Annotated in this window: 12 protein-coding genes; 5 read left to right on the forward strand and 7 right to left on the reverse strand. The window is 61.3% G+C overall.

Annotation, left to right across the window (positions count from 1 at the left end; all coding sequences use genetic code 11):
* Positions 1–22: 22 nt before the first annotated feature.
* The 5 genes from hisC to mtnA form a co-directional block, all read right to left on the reverse strand.
* On the reverse strand, positions 23–1135 hold the full coding sequence (gene hisC, locus ACSSVH_RS17095; protein ID WP_492633531.1) for a histidinol-phosphate transaminase: 1113 nt from the start codon (positions 1133–1135) through the stop codon (positions 23–25).
* 9 nt (positions 1136–1144) lie between these two features.
* Positions 1145–2239: a prephenate dehydratase gene (gene pheA / locus ACSSVH_RS17100; protein ID WP_025113086.1), complete on the reverse strand. Its 1095-nt coding sequence runs from the start codon at positions 2237–2239 to the stop codon at positions 1145–1147.
* Positions 2239–3324, reverse strand: coding sequence for a 3-phosphoserine/phosphohydroxythreonine transaminase (gene serC, locus ACSSVH_RS17105; RefSeq protein WP_169952750.1), 1086 nt, complete (start codon positions 3322–3324; stop codon positions 2239–2241). The genes pheA and serC overlap by 1 nt, the downstream gene beginning before the upstream one ends.
* A gap of 227 nt (positions 3325–3551) precedes the next feature.
* Positions 3552–6206: a DNA gyrase subunit A gene (gyrA, locus tag ACSSVH_RS17110; protein WP_029298707.1), complete on the reverse strand. Its 2655-nt coding sequence runs from the start codon at positions 6204–6206 to the stop codon at positions 3552–3554.
* 424 nt (positions 6207–6630) lie between these two features.
* Complete coding sequence (gene mtnA / locus ACSSVH_RS17115; RefSeq protein WP_492633532.1) at positions 6631–7707, reverse strand: S-methyl-5-thioribose-1-phosphate isomerase; 1077 nt, start codon at positions 7705–7707, stop codon at positions 6631–6633.
* Positions 7708–7816: 109 nt separating this feature from the next.
* On the opposite strand from mtnA, the gene ACSSVH_RS17120 reads away from it, so the two are divergent.
* The 5 genes from ACSSVH_RS17120 to ACSSVH_RS17140 all read left to right on the forward strand — a co-directional run bounded on the left by ACSSVH_RS17120 (position 7817) and on the right by ACSSVH_RS17140 (position 12750).
* Positions 7817–9148: a TRZ/ATZ family hydrolase gene (locus tag ACSSVH_RS17120; RefSeq protein ID WP_492633533.1), complete on the forward strand. Its 1332-nt coding sequence runs from the start codon at positions 7817–7819 to the stop codon at positions 9146–9148.
* Positions 9149–9211: 63 nt separating this feature from the next.
* Positions 9212–9910: a bifunctional 2-polyprenyl-6-hydroxyphenol methylase/3-demethylubiquinol 3-O-methyltransferase UbiG gene (gene ubiG, locus ACSSVH_RS17125; protein ID WP_003172645.1), complete on the forward strand. Its 699-nt coding sequence runs from the start codon at positions 9212–9214 to the stop codon at positions 9908–9910.
* A gap of 4 nt (positions 9911–9914) precedes the next feature.
* On the forward strand, positions 9915–10586 hold the full coding sequence (mupP, locus tag ACSSVH_RS17130) for an N-acetylmuramic acid 6-phosphate phosphatase MupP (RefSeq protein WP_169952756.1): 672 nt from the start codon (positions 9915–9917) through the stop codon (positions 10584–10586).
* A 138-nt stretch (positions 10587–10724) separates the two neighbouring features.
* Entirely contained in the window at positions 10725–11465 is a 741-nt protein-coding gene (locus ACSSVH_RS17135; RefSeq protein ID WP_492633534.1) for a YciK family oxidoreductase, read from the forward strand.
* Positions 11466–11823: 358 nt separating this feature from the next.
* Entirely contained in the window at positions 11824–12750 is a 927-nt protein-coding gene (locus tag ACSSVH_RS17140; RefSeq protein ID WP_169952758.1) for a GGDEF domain-containing protein, read from the forward strand.
* Positions 12751–12772: 22 nt separating this feature from the next.
* On the opposite strand, the gene ACSSVH_RS17145 is transcribed toward ACSSVH_RS17140, so the two are convergent.
* Both ACSSVH_RS17145 and ACSSVH_RS17150 read right to left on the reverse strand, forming a co-directional pair.
* Positions 12773–13531, reverse strand: coding sequence for an iron-containing redox enzyme family protein (locus ACSSVH_RS17145; RefSeq protein WP_178123756.1), 759 nt, complete (start codon positions 13529–13531; stop codon positions 12773–12775).
* Positions 13532–13610: 79 nt separating this feature from the next.
* Positions 13611–16073 (reverse strand): EAL domain-containing protein, encoded by a 2463-nt coding sequence (locus ACSSVH_RS17150; protein WP_172314001.1) that lies wholly within the window; start codon positions 16071–16073, stop codon positions 13611–13613.
* Positions 16074–16098 lie beyond the last annotated feature (25 nt).

The following is a 16098-nucleotide window of genomic DNA, read 5'->3' on the forward strand; positions in this document are numbered from 1 at the left end:
AACAGGTTGCATTGCAATCACATCAACCACGAGCCAGAACCTTGGCCAGCGCCTCAAGGAAGCGACTGTTTTCAGCCGGCAAACCGATGGTGATGCGCAAGTGGTTCGGCATGCCGTAATTGGCCACCGGACGCACGATCACGCCTTCGCGCAGCAAACCCTGGAAGACCGGGGCGGCCTCTTGGGCGAGATCCACGCAAATAAAGTTGCCCTTGGACGCAATCCAGCCCAGGCCCAGTTCGCGGAAGCCTTGCTGCAGCTGCTGCATGCCGCTCTCGTTGATCCGTCGCCCTTCTTCCAGGTACTCGGCATCCCTGAGCGCCGCACAAGCCGCCGCCAATGCCAGGCTGTTGACGTTGAACGGCTGGCGCACACGGTTCAGCACATCCGCGACAACCGCTGTGGATAACCCGTAGCCGACCCGCAGCGACGCCAGGCCATAGGCCTTGGAGAAAGTGCGCGATACCAGCAGGTTCGGATAGGCCGCGAGGAAATCCAGGCCGTCGGGCAAGTCGCCACCTTCGGCGTATTCGATGTAGGCCTCGTCCAGCACCACCAGCACGTGCCCAGGCACATCCTGCAGGAACTCGTTCAGCGCATCGGCACCGAACCAGGTACCGGTCGGGTTGTTCGGGTTGGCGATAAACACCACGCGGGTCTGGGCATCGATGGCTGCGAGCATGGCCGGCAGATCATGCCCCCAGTCCCTGGCCGCAATCACCCGCGCCTCGGCACCGACGGCCTGGGTGACAATCGGATACACCGCAAATGCGTGCTCACTGAACACCGCATTCAGGCCAGGCGCCAGGTAGGCACGCGCCACCAGCTCCAGGATGTCGTTGGAACCATTGCCCAGAGTGACCTGGCTCAACTCGACCCGGCAGCGCTCGGCCAACAGGGACTTGAGGGCAAAGCCGTTGCCGTCGGGGTAACGGGTCAGCTCCGCCAACTCTTCACGGATCGCCGCCAGCACCTTGGGACTTGGGCCCAGGGGGTTTTCATTGCTCGCCAGCTTGACGATCTTCGCCGGATCCAGATTCAACTCGCGCGCCAACTCGTCCACAGGCTTGCCTGGAACGTAAGGCGACAGTTGTTGCACGCCCGGCTGTGCCAGGGCGAGGAAGTTGCCACTCATGTCAAAGCCTCACAAAACCGCTTTCGGGTAGGAGCCCAGCACCTTGAGTGCCACGGCTTCCTGACTGATTTTCTCCAGCACACTCTTGACCAGCGGATCACGGTGGTGACCGACGAAGTCGATAAAGAACACATAGGTCCATTTACCGCTGCGCGAAGGACGCGTCTCGATGCGTGTCAGGTCTATCCCGTTGTCGTGGAACGGCACCAGCAGTTCATGCAGCGCACCCGGCTTGTTGCTCATGGAGACAATGATCGAGGTCTTGTCGTCGCCGGTCGGCGGTACTTCCTGGTTGCCGATCATCAAAAAGCGCGTGGAGTTATCCGGGCGATCCTCGATTTTCTCGGCCAGGCGCGTCAGGCCGTACAGGCCCGCAGCCATATCCCCGGCAATCGCCGCCGAATTCCACTCACCCTTGACCCGCTTGGCCGCTTCGGCGTTGCTGGACACCGCCACACGCTCGACATTCGGGTAATGGGCATCCAGCCACTTGCGGCACTGGGCCAGGGACTGGGCGTGGGAGTAAATGCGGCTGATGCTGTCGGTCTTGGTGTTTTCACCCACCAGCAAGTGGTGGTGGATGCGCAGCTCGACTTCGCCACAGATCACCATGTCGTGCTCAAGGAAGCTGTCGAGGGTGTGATTGACCGCGCCTTCGGTGGAGTTTTCCACCGGCACCACGCCAAAATTCACCGCACCGGCCGCCACTTCGCGGAACACTTCGTCGATGGCTGCCATCGGCTTGCTGATCACCGCATGGCCGAAATGCTTCATCGCCGCCGCCTGGGTGAAGGTCCCCTCGGGGCCGAGGTAAGCCACTTTCAATGGCTGCTCAAGGGCCAGGCACGAAGACATGATCTCGCGGAACAACCGCGCCATCTCTTCATTGCCCAGCGGCCCCTGGTTACGCTCCATCACCCGTTTGAGCACCTGGGCTTCGCGCTCCGGACGGTAGAACACCGGCACTTCACCTTCAGCCAGGGAGGCCATCTTGACCCGCGCCACTTCCTGGGCACACCGCGCACGCTCACTGATCAGCTCCAGGACTTTGGTGTCCAGGGCGTCAATGCGCACACGCAGGGCCTTGAGTTCTTGCTCAGACATTAGCCGTGTTCCTTCTCGAACTCTGCCATGTAGGCCACCAGCGCCTTGATGGCATTGATGTCGACTGCGTTGTAGATCGAGGCGCGCATGCCGCCTACCGAACGATGGCCCTTGAGGTTCAGCAGGCCACGCTCGTCGGCGCCGGCCAGAAATGGCTTGTCCAGGCGGTCATCGGCCAGGCGGAACGGCACGTTCATCCACGAGCGGTCGCTCAGGTTGATCGGGTTGCTGTACAGGCCGCTGGCGTCGATGAAGTCGTACAGGGTGCGCTTCTTCTCTTCGTTGAGCTTGCCCATGGCGGCCACGCCGCCCTGCTCTTTCAGCCACTCGAACACCAGGCCCGACAGATACCAGGCAAAGGCCGGCGGGGTGTTGTACATCGAGCCGTTGTCGGCCGCGACTTTGTAGTTGAGCATGGTCGGGCACACCGAACGGGCACGGCCGAGCAGGTCTTCACGGATGATATTGACCAGGATGCCGCTGGGGCCAATGTTCTTCTGTGCGCCGGCGTAGATCATGCCGTAGCGCGACACATCCATCGGGCGCGAGAGAATGTCCGAGGACATGTCGCACACCAACGGGACGTCACCGACTTCAGGCACCCAGTCGAACTCCAGGCCGCCGATGGTTTCGTTCTGCACGTAGTGAACGTAGGACGCGTCCTTGGATAGCTTCCACTCGTTCTGACCCGGGATAGCGAAATAATCGTAGGGCTTGGCAGTACCGGCCACATTGATATTGCCGTAGCGCGAGGCTTCTTCAATGGCTTTTTGCGACCAGATACCGGTATCGATATAGTCGGCAGTGCCGTCTTCCGGCAGCAGGTTCAGCGGCAATTGGGCAAATTGCTGGCTGGCGCCACCTTGCAGGAACAACACCTTGTAGTCCGACGGGATATCCAGCAGGTCACGCAGATCCTGCTCGGCCTTGGTGGCAATGGACACAAACTCATCGCTGCGATGGCTCATTTCCATGACCGAGAGGCCTTTGCCATGCCAGTCGAGGAGTTCACCCTGCGCGCGCTGCAGGACTGCTTCAGGAAGTGCCGCGGGACCAGCACAGAAGTTATAGGCTCTCTTGCTCACATCCAATCTCGCTCTGATCTGGTGGTCACATAATTCGTGTTCGACATATAACCCCATGTGGGAGCGGGCTTGCTCGCGAAGGCGGAGTCTCAGCCAGCACATGTGTTGACTGACACGCCGCCTTCGCGAGCAAGCCCGCTCCCACAGGGGAATGCGCAGTATCGCAAATTTTCAAAAGGGACAAATAACAAGGGGGCGAATCTTCATCCGCCCCCTTGGTTGTCCGCTTATTCCTGCGGTTCTTCCTCGTCTGCGGCAGCATCGAGGGTTGGCTCGTCGACGCTGTCATCGCCGGCTGCGATCACCTCGCCATCAAACTCCTCGCCTTCCAGCTCCTCGCCTTCGACTTCCGATGGCTCCTGGACACGCTCCAGACCCACCAGGGTCTCGTCGCTGGCCAGCTTGATCAAGGTCACGCCCTGGGTGTTACGGCCCAGGCTCGACACTTCATCAACCCGGGTACGCACCAGGGTGCCCTGGTCGGAAATCAGCATGATTTCCTCGCCATCCAGCACCTGCACCGCGCCGACCAGACGGCCGTTGCGATCGTTGCTGACCATGGCGATAACGCCCTGGCCGCCACGCTTGTACTCGGGGAACTCGCTGATGGCGGTGCGCTTGCCATAACCACGAGCCGAAGCGGTAAGGATCTGGCTGCCTTCTTCCGGGATCAGCATGGAAATCAGCTTCTGCCCTTCCGGCAGGCGCATGCCGCGCACACCACGGGCGGTACGACCCATGGCACGTACGTCGGATTCCTTGAAGCGCGTCACCTTGCCACCGTCGGAGAACAGCATGACTTCGCGCTCGCCATCGGTAATGGCGGCGGAAATCAGTACGTCGCCCTCGTCCAGCTCCAGGGCGATCAGGCCCACGCTGCGCTGGCGGCTGAAGGATTCCAGCGGGGTCTTCTTCACGGTGCCTTTGGCGGTGGCCATGAAGATGAAGTGACCCTCGGTGTATTCCTCGACCGGCAGCATGGTGGTGATGTATTCGTCGGTGTCCAGCGGCAACAGGTTGACCAGCGGACGACCACGGGCAGCGCGGGACGCTTCCGGGATCTCGTAGGTCTTGAGCCAGTACACCTTGCCTTTGCTGGAGAACAGCAGCAGCGTGGTGTGGCTGTTGGCTACCAGCAGGTGAGCGATGTAGTCCTCATCCTTGACGCCAGTCGCCGACTTGCCTTTACCACCACGACGCTGGGCCTGGTACGCAGCCAAAGGCTGGGTCTTGGCGTAGCCGCCGTGGGAAATGGTCACCACGCGCTCTTCTTCCGGGATCATGTCACCCAGGGTCAGGTCCAGGCGTGCATCGAGAATTTCGGTGCGGCGCACGTCGCCGTATTCGGCGCGGATCACTTCCAGTTCTTCGCGGATCACTTCCATCAGGCGCACGGCGCTATTGAGGATGCGGATCAGCTCGCCGATCTGGTTGAGGATCTCCTGGTACTCGGCCAGCAGCTTCTCGTGCTCCAGACCGGTCAGGCGGTGCAGGCGCAGTTCCAGGATGGCCTGGGCCTGTTCCGGCGACAGGAAGTACTTGCCATCGCGCAGGCCGTATTGCGGATCCAGGGTCTCCGGACGGCACGAATCGGCACCGGCACGTTCAACCATCGCCACGACGGCGCTGGATTCCCACGGCATTTTGATCAGTGCTTCCTTGGCTTCCGACGGGGTCGGCGAGGCCTTGATCAGGGCGATGACCGGGTCGATGTTCGACAGCGCAACCGCCTGGCCTTCCAGGATGTGCCCACGTTCACGGGCCTTGCGCAGCTCGAACACGGTACGGCGGGTCACCACTTCGCGACGGTGACGGACGAAGGCTTCCAGCAGATCCTTGAGGTTCAGGATGCGCGGGCGACCGTCGATCAAGGCCACGACGTTGATACCAAACACGCTTTGCAGCTGGGTCTGGGCGTAGAGGTTGTTGAGGATCACCTCAGGCACTTCGCCACGACGCAGCTCGATCACCACGCGCATACCGTCTTTGTCGGACTCGTCGCGCAGCTCGGTAATACCTTCGAGTTTCTTCTCTTTAACCAGCTCGGCGATCTTCTCGATCAGACGCGCCTTGTTCAGCTGGTAAGGCAGTTCGGTGATGACGATCTGCTGGCGGCCACCGACCTTGTCGATGTCTTCGATCATCGAGCGCGCACGCATGTAGATGCGGCCACGACCGGTGCGGTAGGCTTCGATGATGCCGGCACGACCATTGATGATCGCGGCGGTCGGGAAGTCCGGGCCAGGGATGTACTGCATCAGCTCATCGACGGTCAGCTCAGGGTTGTCGATGAGGGCCAGGCAACCGTCGATGACTTCACCGAGGTTGTGTGGCGGGATGTTGGTGGCCATGCCCACGGCGATACCGCTGGAGCCGTTGACCAACAGGTTGGGAATACGGGTCGGCATGACCGCCGGGATCATTTCGGTGCCGTCGTAGTTCGGCACCCAGTCCACGGTTTCCTTGTGCAGGTCGGCCAGCAGCTCGTGTGCCAGCTTGGTCATGCGCACTTCGGTGTATCGCATGGCCGCCGCGTTGTCGCCGTCCACCGAACCGAAGTTGCCCTGGCCGTCTACCAGCAGGTAGCGCAGGGAAAACGGCTGGGCCATCCGAACGATGGTGTCGTACACCGCAGTGTCGCCGTGAGGGTGATACTTACCGATCACGTCACCGACAACACGGGCAGATTTCTTGTACGGCTTGTTCCAGTCGTTACCCAGCTCGCTCATCGCGAACAGCACACGCCGGTGCACGGGCTTCAAGCCATCGCGCGCATCAGGCAGTGCCCGCCCGACAATTACGCTCATCGCGTAGTCGAGGTAGGACTGTTTCAGCTCGTCTTCGATATTGACCGGGAGGATTTCTTTGGCCAGTTCGCCCATGAGAAGCCTGATTCCTTTTTCGGGTGAAACCTCGTCACATCCATTTGGGACGAACGAAGCTCGCCGCCGCCGACATGATGCCTGGCAACGACTTACGACAAATCAACGAGTTATGACACGGATCTGCGCATTAAGGGCCGCCCCTTGGGGTGACCCTGGAAACCGCCGAATGGTATCACAATCGCCGCCACGCACCTATCCCCCAGATGCGCATGGAGCGTAGTAAGTTGACCGATGACAGGCTTGAGGGCGACGAGAGGGGCTCAGAGCTGAATCGAGGCTTGGATTTGCCTATGGAACCGAGGGTTTTGTTGGCTTTCGAAGCCCATCGCGGACAAGCCCACTCCCACAGTTGATTTCTAAATGCATTCAACGTGTGGGGCCACGCGTGCCCGCGATTGCAATCTGCCAGATATTACAGCCCTTAATGCAGACGCTTGCGACACATCAACTGGGCCAGCTTGGCCGCGTCCGGCCGCTCGACAATGCCTTTTTCGGTGACGATCACGTCGATCAGGTCCGCCGGCGTGACGTCAAACACCGGGTTAAAGGCTGCGACATCGGCGGCAAACCGCTGCCCGGCGACCTCCAGCAGCTCGCCGGCATCCCGCTCTTCCAGGGCAACGTCATCGCCAGTGGCCATCATCAGGTCCAGCGTAGAGCTGGGGGCCACTACCATGAAGCGCACACTATGGTGCATGGCGCTTACCGCCAGTTGGTAAGTGCCGATCTTGCTGATCACATCGCCATTGGCCGCGATGCAGTCGGCGCCAACAATTACCCAGGTCACGCCTTTGGTCTTGAGGATATGCGCGCCGGCCGAGTCGGCATTCACCGTAACCGGGATGCCCTCGCTCGCCAGCTCCCAGGCAGTCAGCCGCGAGCCTTGCAACCAGGGGCGGGTTTCGTTGGCATAGACCTGCTCGACCATTCCTTCCAGAAACGCCGCGCGGATCACCCCCAGCGCGGTGCCCACGCCACCGCTAGCCAAGGCCCCGGCATTGCCGTGGGTGAGGATGGCCTGGGCATTGCCCTGGTGTTTGCGGATCAATTCGACGCCCAATTGCGCCATGGTCAGGTTGGCTTCACGGTCGCTTTCATGGATCGCGATAGCTTCGGCCTCCAGCACCGCCAACGGGTCGGCGTGCTTCTTGAGGCGATCGAGGCGATCGCGCATGCGCTTGAGGGCCCAGAACAGGTTTGACGCTGTGGGCCGGGATTCGGCCAGCAGCGCGTAGTCCTCTTCCCATGCAGCCTGCCAGTCACCGCCCTCGGCAATCCGTGCACGGGCAGCCAGCACCAGGCCGTAGGCCGCGCTGATGCCAATGGCCGGCGCGCCGCGCACCACCATCATGCGAATGGCTGCGGCCACTTCGTCGACCGACGAGCATATGACCCAGCTTTCCCGGGACGGCAGCGCACGCTGATCGAGCAGGTGCAGTGCGCCATCACGCCAATCGATGGCCCTCACTTTCTCCGCCGCCAACAGTCGATCGCGCATCCCTCACCCCGTACTCATCAACAAAAGCCGCGGATTATAGCGATCCGCCAGCCAGGACGCTCGGGTATACTTCGCCCTCTTTATATAACCGCCCCGGACGATGCCCGCTATGACGCCACCTGCCGCCCCGCTCGACTTACTGCTGCTGCCAAGCTGGCTGGTACCGGTCGAGCCTGCGGGCGTGGTGCTCAAAGCACATGGCCTGGGCATTCGCGATGGCCGCATCGCATTTATCGGCCCGCGCGCCCAGGCGCTGAAGCTGGCAGCCCACGAAGTACGCGAGCTGCCGGGGGTGCTGCTCAGCCCGGGCCTGGTGAATGCCCACGGCCATGCGGCGATGAGTCTGTTTCGCGGCCTGGCCGACGACCTGCCGCTGATGACCTGGCTACAACACCATATCTGGCCGGCCGAAGCCAAGTGGGTCGATGAAGCCTTCGTGCGCGACGGCACTGATCTGGCGATCGCCGAGCAGATCAAGGGCGGCATCAGTTGCTTCTCAGACATGTACTTCTTCCCCAAGGTCGCCAGCGAACGCGTGCACAACAGCGGTATGCGCGCGCAGATTGCGATGCCGATCCTCGACTTCCCGATCCCCGGCGCCGCCACCGCCGATGAGGCGATCCGCCAGGGCGTGGAGTTGTTTGGCGACCTCAAGCATCACCCACGGATCAAAATCGCCTTTGGCCCCCATGCGCCCTATACCGTCAGCGATGCGAACCTGGAAAAAGTCCGGGTGATCGCCGAGGAGCTGGACGCCGCCATTCATATGCATGTCCACGAGACGGCCTTTGAAGTGCAGCAGTCCATCGAGCAGTATCGCGAACGGCCCCTGGCCCGCCTCGCCCGCCTGGGCTTGCTCGGCCCGCGGCTGCAGGCCGTTCATATGACCCAAATCAGCGAAGACGACCTGGCGTTGCTGGTAGAAAGCAACAGCAGCGTGATCCACTGCCCGGAATCCAACCTGAAACTGGCCAGTGGCTTCTGCCCGGTGGAACGTCTGTGGCAGGCCGGCGTCAATGTGGCAGTAGGCACCGACGGCGCGGCAAGCAACAATGACCTCGACCTGCTGGGTGAAACCCGCACCGCCGCGCTGCTGGCCAAGGCCGTTGCTGGCTCGGCCAGCGCCCTGGATGCCCATCGCGCGCTGCGCATGGCCACCCTCAACGGTGCGCGGGCCATGGGCCTGGAAACAGAAATCGGCTCGCTGGAAGTGGGCAAGGCCGCGGATATCGTAGCCTTCGACCTTTCTGGCCTGGCCCAGCAACCGATCTACGATCCGGTCTCGCAGCTTATATATGCCACCGGCCGCGATTGTGTGAAACACCTTTGGGTCGGCGGCAAGCAACTGCTCGACGACCGGCAACTGACCCGCATGGATGAACAGCAACTGAGCGCCACGGCCGCTGCCTGGGGCCGGCGCATCAGCGGACACCCAGAATAACGCCGCCCCCGGATCAGCCTTCCGGGCCAGGCACACCGTTTTATCGGATTTAGAGGACTACCCATGAGTAACGTCGACCACGCCGAAATCGCCAAATTCGAAGCCCTGGCTCACCGTTGGTGGGACCGCGAAAGCGAGTTCAAGCCGCTGCACGACATCAACCCGCTGCGGGTCAACTGGATCGACGAGCGCGTCAACCTGGCCGGCAAGAAGGTCCTCGACGTGGGCTGCGGTGGCGGCATTCTCAGCGAGGCCATGGCCCAGCGCGGCGCCACGGTGATGGGCATCGACATGGGCGAAGCGCCCCTGGCCGTGGCCCAGCTGCATCAGTTGGAGTCGGGCGTGAGCGTGGAGTACCGGCAGATCACCGCCGAAGCCCTGGCCGAGGAAATGCCCGAGCAGTTTGACGTAGTGACCTGCCTGGAGATGCTGGAGCACGTGCCCGACCCATCGTCGGTGATCCGCGCCTGCTTCCGCATGGTCAAGCCCGGCGGCCAGGTGTTCTTCTCCACCATCAACCGCAACCCCAAGGCCTACCTGTTCGCGATCATCGGCGCCGAATACATCATGAAGCTGCTGCCACGCGGCACCCATGACTTCAAGAAGTTCATCCGCCCTTCCGAACTGGGCGCCTGGAGCCGCCAGGCCGGGCTGACCGTCAAGGACATCATCGGCCTGACCTACAACCCACTGACCAAGCACTACAAGCTGGCCAGCGACGTCGACGTCAATTACATGATCCAGACCCTGCGAGAGGAATAAGCCTGTGAAGTTGAAAGCGGTTCTTTTCGACATGGACGGTACGCTGCTCGATACCGCGCCGGACTTTATCGCCATCTGCCAGGCCATGCGCACCGAGCGCGGGCTTGCGCCGATCAACGACCAGCATATCCGCGATGAAATTTCCGGCGGTGCCCGGGCCATGGTCGCCGTGACGTTTTCCATGGACCCGCAGTCCCCAGGCTTTGAAGAGCTGCGCCTGGAGTTCCTCGAACGCTACGTCAAGGGCTGCGCAATCCACAGCAAGTTGTTTGATGGCATGGCCGAACTGCTGGAAGACATCGAGCGTTCCAAGCTGATCTGGGGCGTAGTCACCAACAAGCCCCTGCGCTTTGCCGAGCCGATCATGGAACAACTGGGCCTGGCCCAGCGCTCGGCGCTGCTGATATGCCCGGACCACGTAAAGAACAGCAAGCCCGACCCGGAGCCGCTGATCCTGGCCTGCAAGATGCTTGACCTGGACCCGGCCAGCGTACTGTTCGTGGGCGACGACCTGCGGGATATCGAGTCGGGCCGCGACGCCGGCACCCGTACTGCGGCCGTCACCTACGGCTACATCCACCCTGACGACAACGCCCGCAACTGGGGCGCCGACGTCGTGGTCGATCACCCTCTGGAACTGCGCAAGGTGCTCGATAGCGCACTCTGCAGTTGCTGACACTGAAACACTGAGATCAATGTGGGAGCTGGCTTGCCAGCGATAGCAGTGAATCAGTTGCCGATTTATTGACTGACCACTGTGCTATCGCGAGCAAGCCCGCCCCACATTCAGACTGAATTTTTGTTGAGGTCGATTATGTTTGATTACTCCGCACGCCCAGAATTGCTCAAGGACCGGGTCATCCTGGTCACCGGTGCCGGTCGCGGGATTGGTGCAGCGGCGGCCAAGACCTATGCCGCCCACGGTGCCACCGTACTGTTGCTGGGCAAGACCGAAGCCAACCTGGCCCAGGTCTACGATGAAATCGAAGCCGCCGGTCACCCGCAACCGGTGGTGATCCCGTTCAACCTGGAAACCGCCCTGCCCCATCAATACGATGAGCTGGCGGCAATGATTGAAAAAGAATTCGGTCATCTCGACGGGCTGCTGCACAACGCCTCGATCATCGGCCCACGCACCCCGATCGAACAGCTGTCGGGCGAGAATTTCATGCGGGTCATGCATATCAACGTCAACGCCATGTTTATGCTGACCGCCACCCTGCTGCCGCTGCTCAAGCTGTCCCAGGACGCTTCGGTGGTGTTCACCTCCAGCAGCGTCGGGCGCAAGGGCCGGGCCTACTGGGGCGCCTATGGTGTGTCGAAATTTGCCACCGAAGGCCTGATGCAAACCCTGGCCGACGAACTCGACACCGTCGCGGCAGTACGTGCCAACAGCATCAACCCCGGCGGCGCCCGCACCAGCATGCGCGCCCAGGCCTATCCAGGGGAAAACCCGGCCAACAACCCGCTGCCGGAAGAGATCATGCCGGTGTACCTGTACCTGATGGGCCCGGATAGCTCGGGGATCACTGGGCAGGCGTTCGACGCGCAATAATCTTCGGACATGACACCACGCCATTGTGGGAGCGGGCTTGCCCGCGATGGCGCAGTGTCGGGCTCAATGGGCCTGCGCCAAATTCCCACCGCTCCCTTTCCTCAATAAATCCCATCCCCTTGTTTTATAAGCACTAAAAACTAATTGCACTAACTGGCACGGTTTTCGCTCCAATATGCTTAAGCAGGCAGCGCGACATCAAGACGTGCGGCATGGGATCAGGGGTTATAACCCCCGGCAAAGCGGACTAGACTGTTACCTAAGTTTTACGGAACTGAAGGAACAGTAAGACGCCCGCCAGTGGCCGCTCCCATCGAGCCTGTAAGACAGCATTCTGTGCTTAGAGGCCTGCCCGTTTATGAAAACACCGACCCAGACCAACGCAATTGACTTCGATAGTGCCAAATTGCAACGCCTGGGCTTTGGCCAGCCTTCCCTTATCGCACGGCGCCCCATCAGCCTCGCGCAACTGCGCCAGCAGCTGAACCTGCAATTGCAGACCAGCCTGGAAGCCGAGCGGATCCTTGGCCTGTTCTTTCGCGAAGTGCAGCGCCTGGTGCCCCTGGACGCCCTGCAATACCGCCATGAAGCCAGCGACCTGCGCCTGGAATATGGCCAGCGCGGCCATCACTCCGTGAGCTATAGCCTCAGCCACCAGGGCGAGCATCTGGGAGAGCTGGTGTTTCGCCGTAACCAGCGTTTCAGCGAAGAAGAACAGGGCAACCTGGAGTCGCTACTGGCCAGCCTGCTCTACCCGATGCGCAACGCCCTGCTGTATCGCACCGCGACCCGCAGCGCCCTGCGTGACCCGCTGACCGAGACCGGCAACCGCATCGCCATGGACCAGACCCTGGGCCGGGAGATCGAGATGGCCAAGCGGCACCTGCATCCGCTGTCCTTGCTGATGCTCGATATCGATCACTTCAAGCGCATCAACGACAGCCACGGCCACGCCACCGGCGACAAGGTGCTCAAGGCCGTCGCAGCCTCGATCAAGGGCCAGTTGCGCAATGTGGATATGGTGTTTCGGTTTGGCGGGGAAGAGTTCCTGATCCTGCTGTCCAACACCGGACGCGATGCCGCGGCCATGGTGGGCGAACGCCTGCGCCAGGCAGCACAGGCCCAGGACTACTGGGCGGACACTACGCGTATCGAATTGACGGTGAGCCTGGGTTGCGCGACCTTGCTGGCGGGCGAGTCGGCCGAGAGCCTGCTGCGCCGGGCCGACAATGCCTTGTATGTGGCCAAGCGCGAAGGCCGCAACCGCCTGGCAATGGCGGGGTAAACGCTACCCCGCCCTGCCTGGGTCAGGCTTCGCTGGTCGCCAATACCTGGCGCTCGCGGGTCACTGGGGTTTTCTCCAACTGCATGCAGCGTTCCAGGAACAGGTACATGTAGTCGTAGCTCTTGCACACGGCCTGGCGCAGCTCCACTTGCAACGCCTTGCTCGGGTTCATCCCCGCCAGGGTGCAGATGATTTCCAGTGCTTCCCACGGGTGGGCGTCATCGTACTGGGCATGCATCTTCAGCCACTTCATGGCGCGCTTGCGATCTTCTTCGGGGAACGCTGCGGCATACACGCCCGTCGAACACACCAGCGCAGACCACTCCCCAGTGGCCCCCTCGATGGCGTAGTTGGTGGCGGCAATCGCGACGATCAACGAGTCGGCCGAACTGGTGTGCCAGCACCAATGACTCAGTGCATGCAACTCGGGCGGTACGTTCTGCGCCTGCAACTCTTCCAGGCCAACACCATGGGCGCGCGCCCAATGCACCCAATAATCGGCATGGTTCAGTTCCACGCGAATATTGCGCATCAACCAACGTCGCGCCATATCCTCGCCAGGGTGACGGGCAAACTTGGTCTTGGTCAGGTTTTGTGCCATGTACAACGCGAACTGTTCCACCACTGGCCAGCCACCAATCAGGTAATGGCGCATGGTCTTGGCACTGAGCTTGTTATCGCGCATGCGCTGGTACAGTTCGTGTTCGACAACTCGGCGCTTGCTCTCGCTACAGTCCTGGATCAGTTGCTGAGCCCAGGCGGGGTAACTTGAGGCTTCCATAAGCGGGCCGGTTCTGCTGAATGTGTCGATCACTGTCGGGCTCCTTTTGATGTGTGATGTGTACAGACCAGCAGATGTTTCAGCGGAACGTGCCGGGCGCCCTGAACAACAGAGGCTGCGGGCGCGCAGGTCGACACTGCAAACTATCGAAGGTAAACAATTGCGGGCGTTCAATCAGGTAGCCCTGAGCGTAGTCCACGCCGATCTCGAGCAATGCCTGCTCGATGTGCGGCGTTTCGACAAACTCGGCAATAGTGCGCTTACCCATGACATGGCCGATGTGGTTGATCACTTCGACCATGGCGCGGTTAATCGGGTCGTCCAGCATATCCTTTACGAAACTTCCATCGATCTTCAGGAAGTCTACAGGTAAATGTTTGAGGTAGGCGAATGAGGACATCCCCGCACAAAAGTCATCCAGGGAGAAGCAACAACCCAAGGCCTTGAGCTCATTGATAAAACGAATCGCGCTGCCCAGGTTGGAAATTGCACTGGTTTCAGTGATTTCAAAACAGATCATCCCCGGCGGAATGCCGTAGGCGCTGAACTTCTCCCGCAAAAAGCGCAGGAAGTCGTCATCGCCGATGGTAATGCCCGACAGGTTGATCGCACACATCGCCATGGGCCTGCCCGGTCGCTCGACCATGCAGCGGGCAATCAGCTTGAACACGTTCTCCACCACCCAGCGGTCCAGGGAGGTCATCAACCCATAACGCTCGGCGGCCGGGATAAAGCTGTCGGGCAAGATCATCCGCCCGGCCTCATCGTGCAGGCGCAGCAGAATCTCGATATGCCCGTTGCCCGCCTCGGTGTGGCCCAAGGGGGCGATTTCCTGGGCATACAGGCAAAAACGGTCCTCTTCCAGGGCCATGTGCAAGCGCTGGATCCAGGCCATTTCGCCAAAACGCAGGGACAATTCGGTGTCATCGGCGTGATAGACCTGCACCCGGTTGCGTCCCTTCTCCTTGGCCATGTAGCAGGCCATATCGGCAGCACGCAACGAAGTTTCCAGGGTGGTCGGGGTGTGGGTGATATGCACCAGGCCGATACTGACCGTGGTGACAAACGGTCGGCCTTTCCAGACGAAGTGCAGGTTTTGCACGGTATGACGCAGGCTCTCGGCGATTTTCTCGGCCACCGGCGCCGGGCAGTTCTCCAGCAGAATGCCAAACTCATCGCCGCCCAGGCGGGCCAGGGTATCGCCTTCGCGCAGGTCCGATTGCAGCAGGGCGCAGATATGCCGCAGCAATTCATCGCCTGCCGCATGGCCACAGGTGTCGTTGACCAGTTTGAACTGGTCCAGGTCGAGGAACATCAAGGCATGCCGCGCCGACTGCTGGCGCCCGATGCCGTGTAGCACCTGCTCCAGGCGATACTCAAATTCGCGCCGGTTGGCCAGCCCGGTCAATGCATCATGGGTCGCCTGCCAGGACAGGTTGGCAATGTATTGGCGCTCCTGGGTCATGTCGTGCAACACCAGCACCGCCCCGCTGACCTTGCCAGCACTGCGGATCGGTGCGCCCACCAGGGTCACGGACACGGTACTGCCATCCAGGCGCTGGATCAGCTTGGAGTGCTCGCTGCCGCCACTGAGTTGGCCGTCAAGAATGTGATCGATCAGGGTAAACCCATCGGCCTGGGCGTGTTCATCCAGCAGATTGAACAGCGCGGCCAACGGCAAGCCCTGGGCCTGGGCCGCGTTCCAGTGGGTCAGGGATTCCGCCGCCGGGTTCATATAGGCGATCGCCCCGTCGACATCGGTGGTGATCACCCCATCGCCAATGGACTCCAGGGTGATCTGCGCCCGCTCCCTCTCCAGTTGCAAGGCATCAGCAAACGCGTGCCGCTGGGCCAAGAGCTTGCGGGTGCGCAGCAACGCCAGGGCGATCAGGCCGAGGGCGGTGGCCAGGTTGGTGGTCACCAGCAGGCGCAGAATCATCCTGGAGCCTTCGCCCAGGGCATCGCTGAAGGCCTTGGCCGCCGGTGTCACGCCATCGTTGATGGCGATAATCCGCTCTTTCCAGGCATGGATGTCGGCGCTGCTGACCCGATTGGCAATGATCCCCCTGTGCATCTCCTGCGCCAGGTCATCGAGTTGCACCAGGTAGCCATCACCGATGGTCCACAGTTCGATGGCTTTTTCCAGGTAGCTGAAATGGCGAAAGTTGAGATAGAGCCAGATCAGGCTCGACACATCATCTGGATGGTTGCCGCCCTTGAGAATCCCCAAGCGCGCCGCCGCGAGGTCAGGGCTGGGGCGATCAAGGGCAACCCGCAACTCGTGCCCGCCCTGGGGCACCGCAATCGCATTCTGGTATTTGAGAAAGGTCGCCTGGTCGCGGTTGTCGGCGTATAGCGTCAGATAGTAGATGGCGTCTTTCTGGCCCTTGGACCACAGGCTCTCGCCCGCCACATAGCCGCGCACGGCCGACAGCATGTAGAGGCTGACGCAGCCCAGCAGTGCCTGAAACAGGACGACGGCAATAAAGGGCCAGACAATGCCCAGCAACCTTGGTGTTCCGAGAGTTCGCTTCTGCTTCATGAGGTCCCTTGCATCAGCACAGGCG

The sequence above is a fragment of the Pseudomonas sp. HC1(2025) genome, assembly GCF_058742075.1.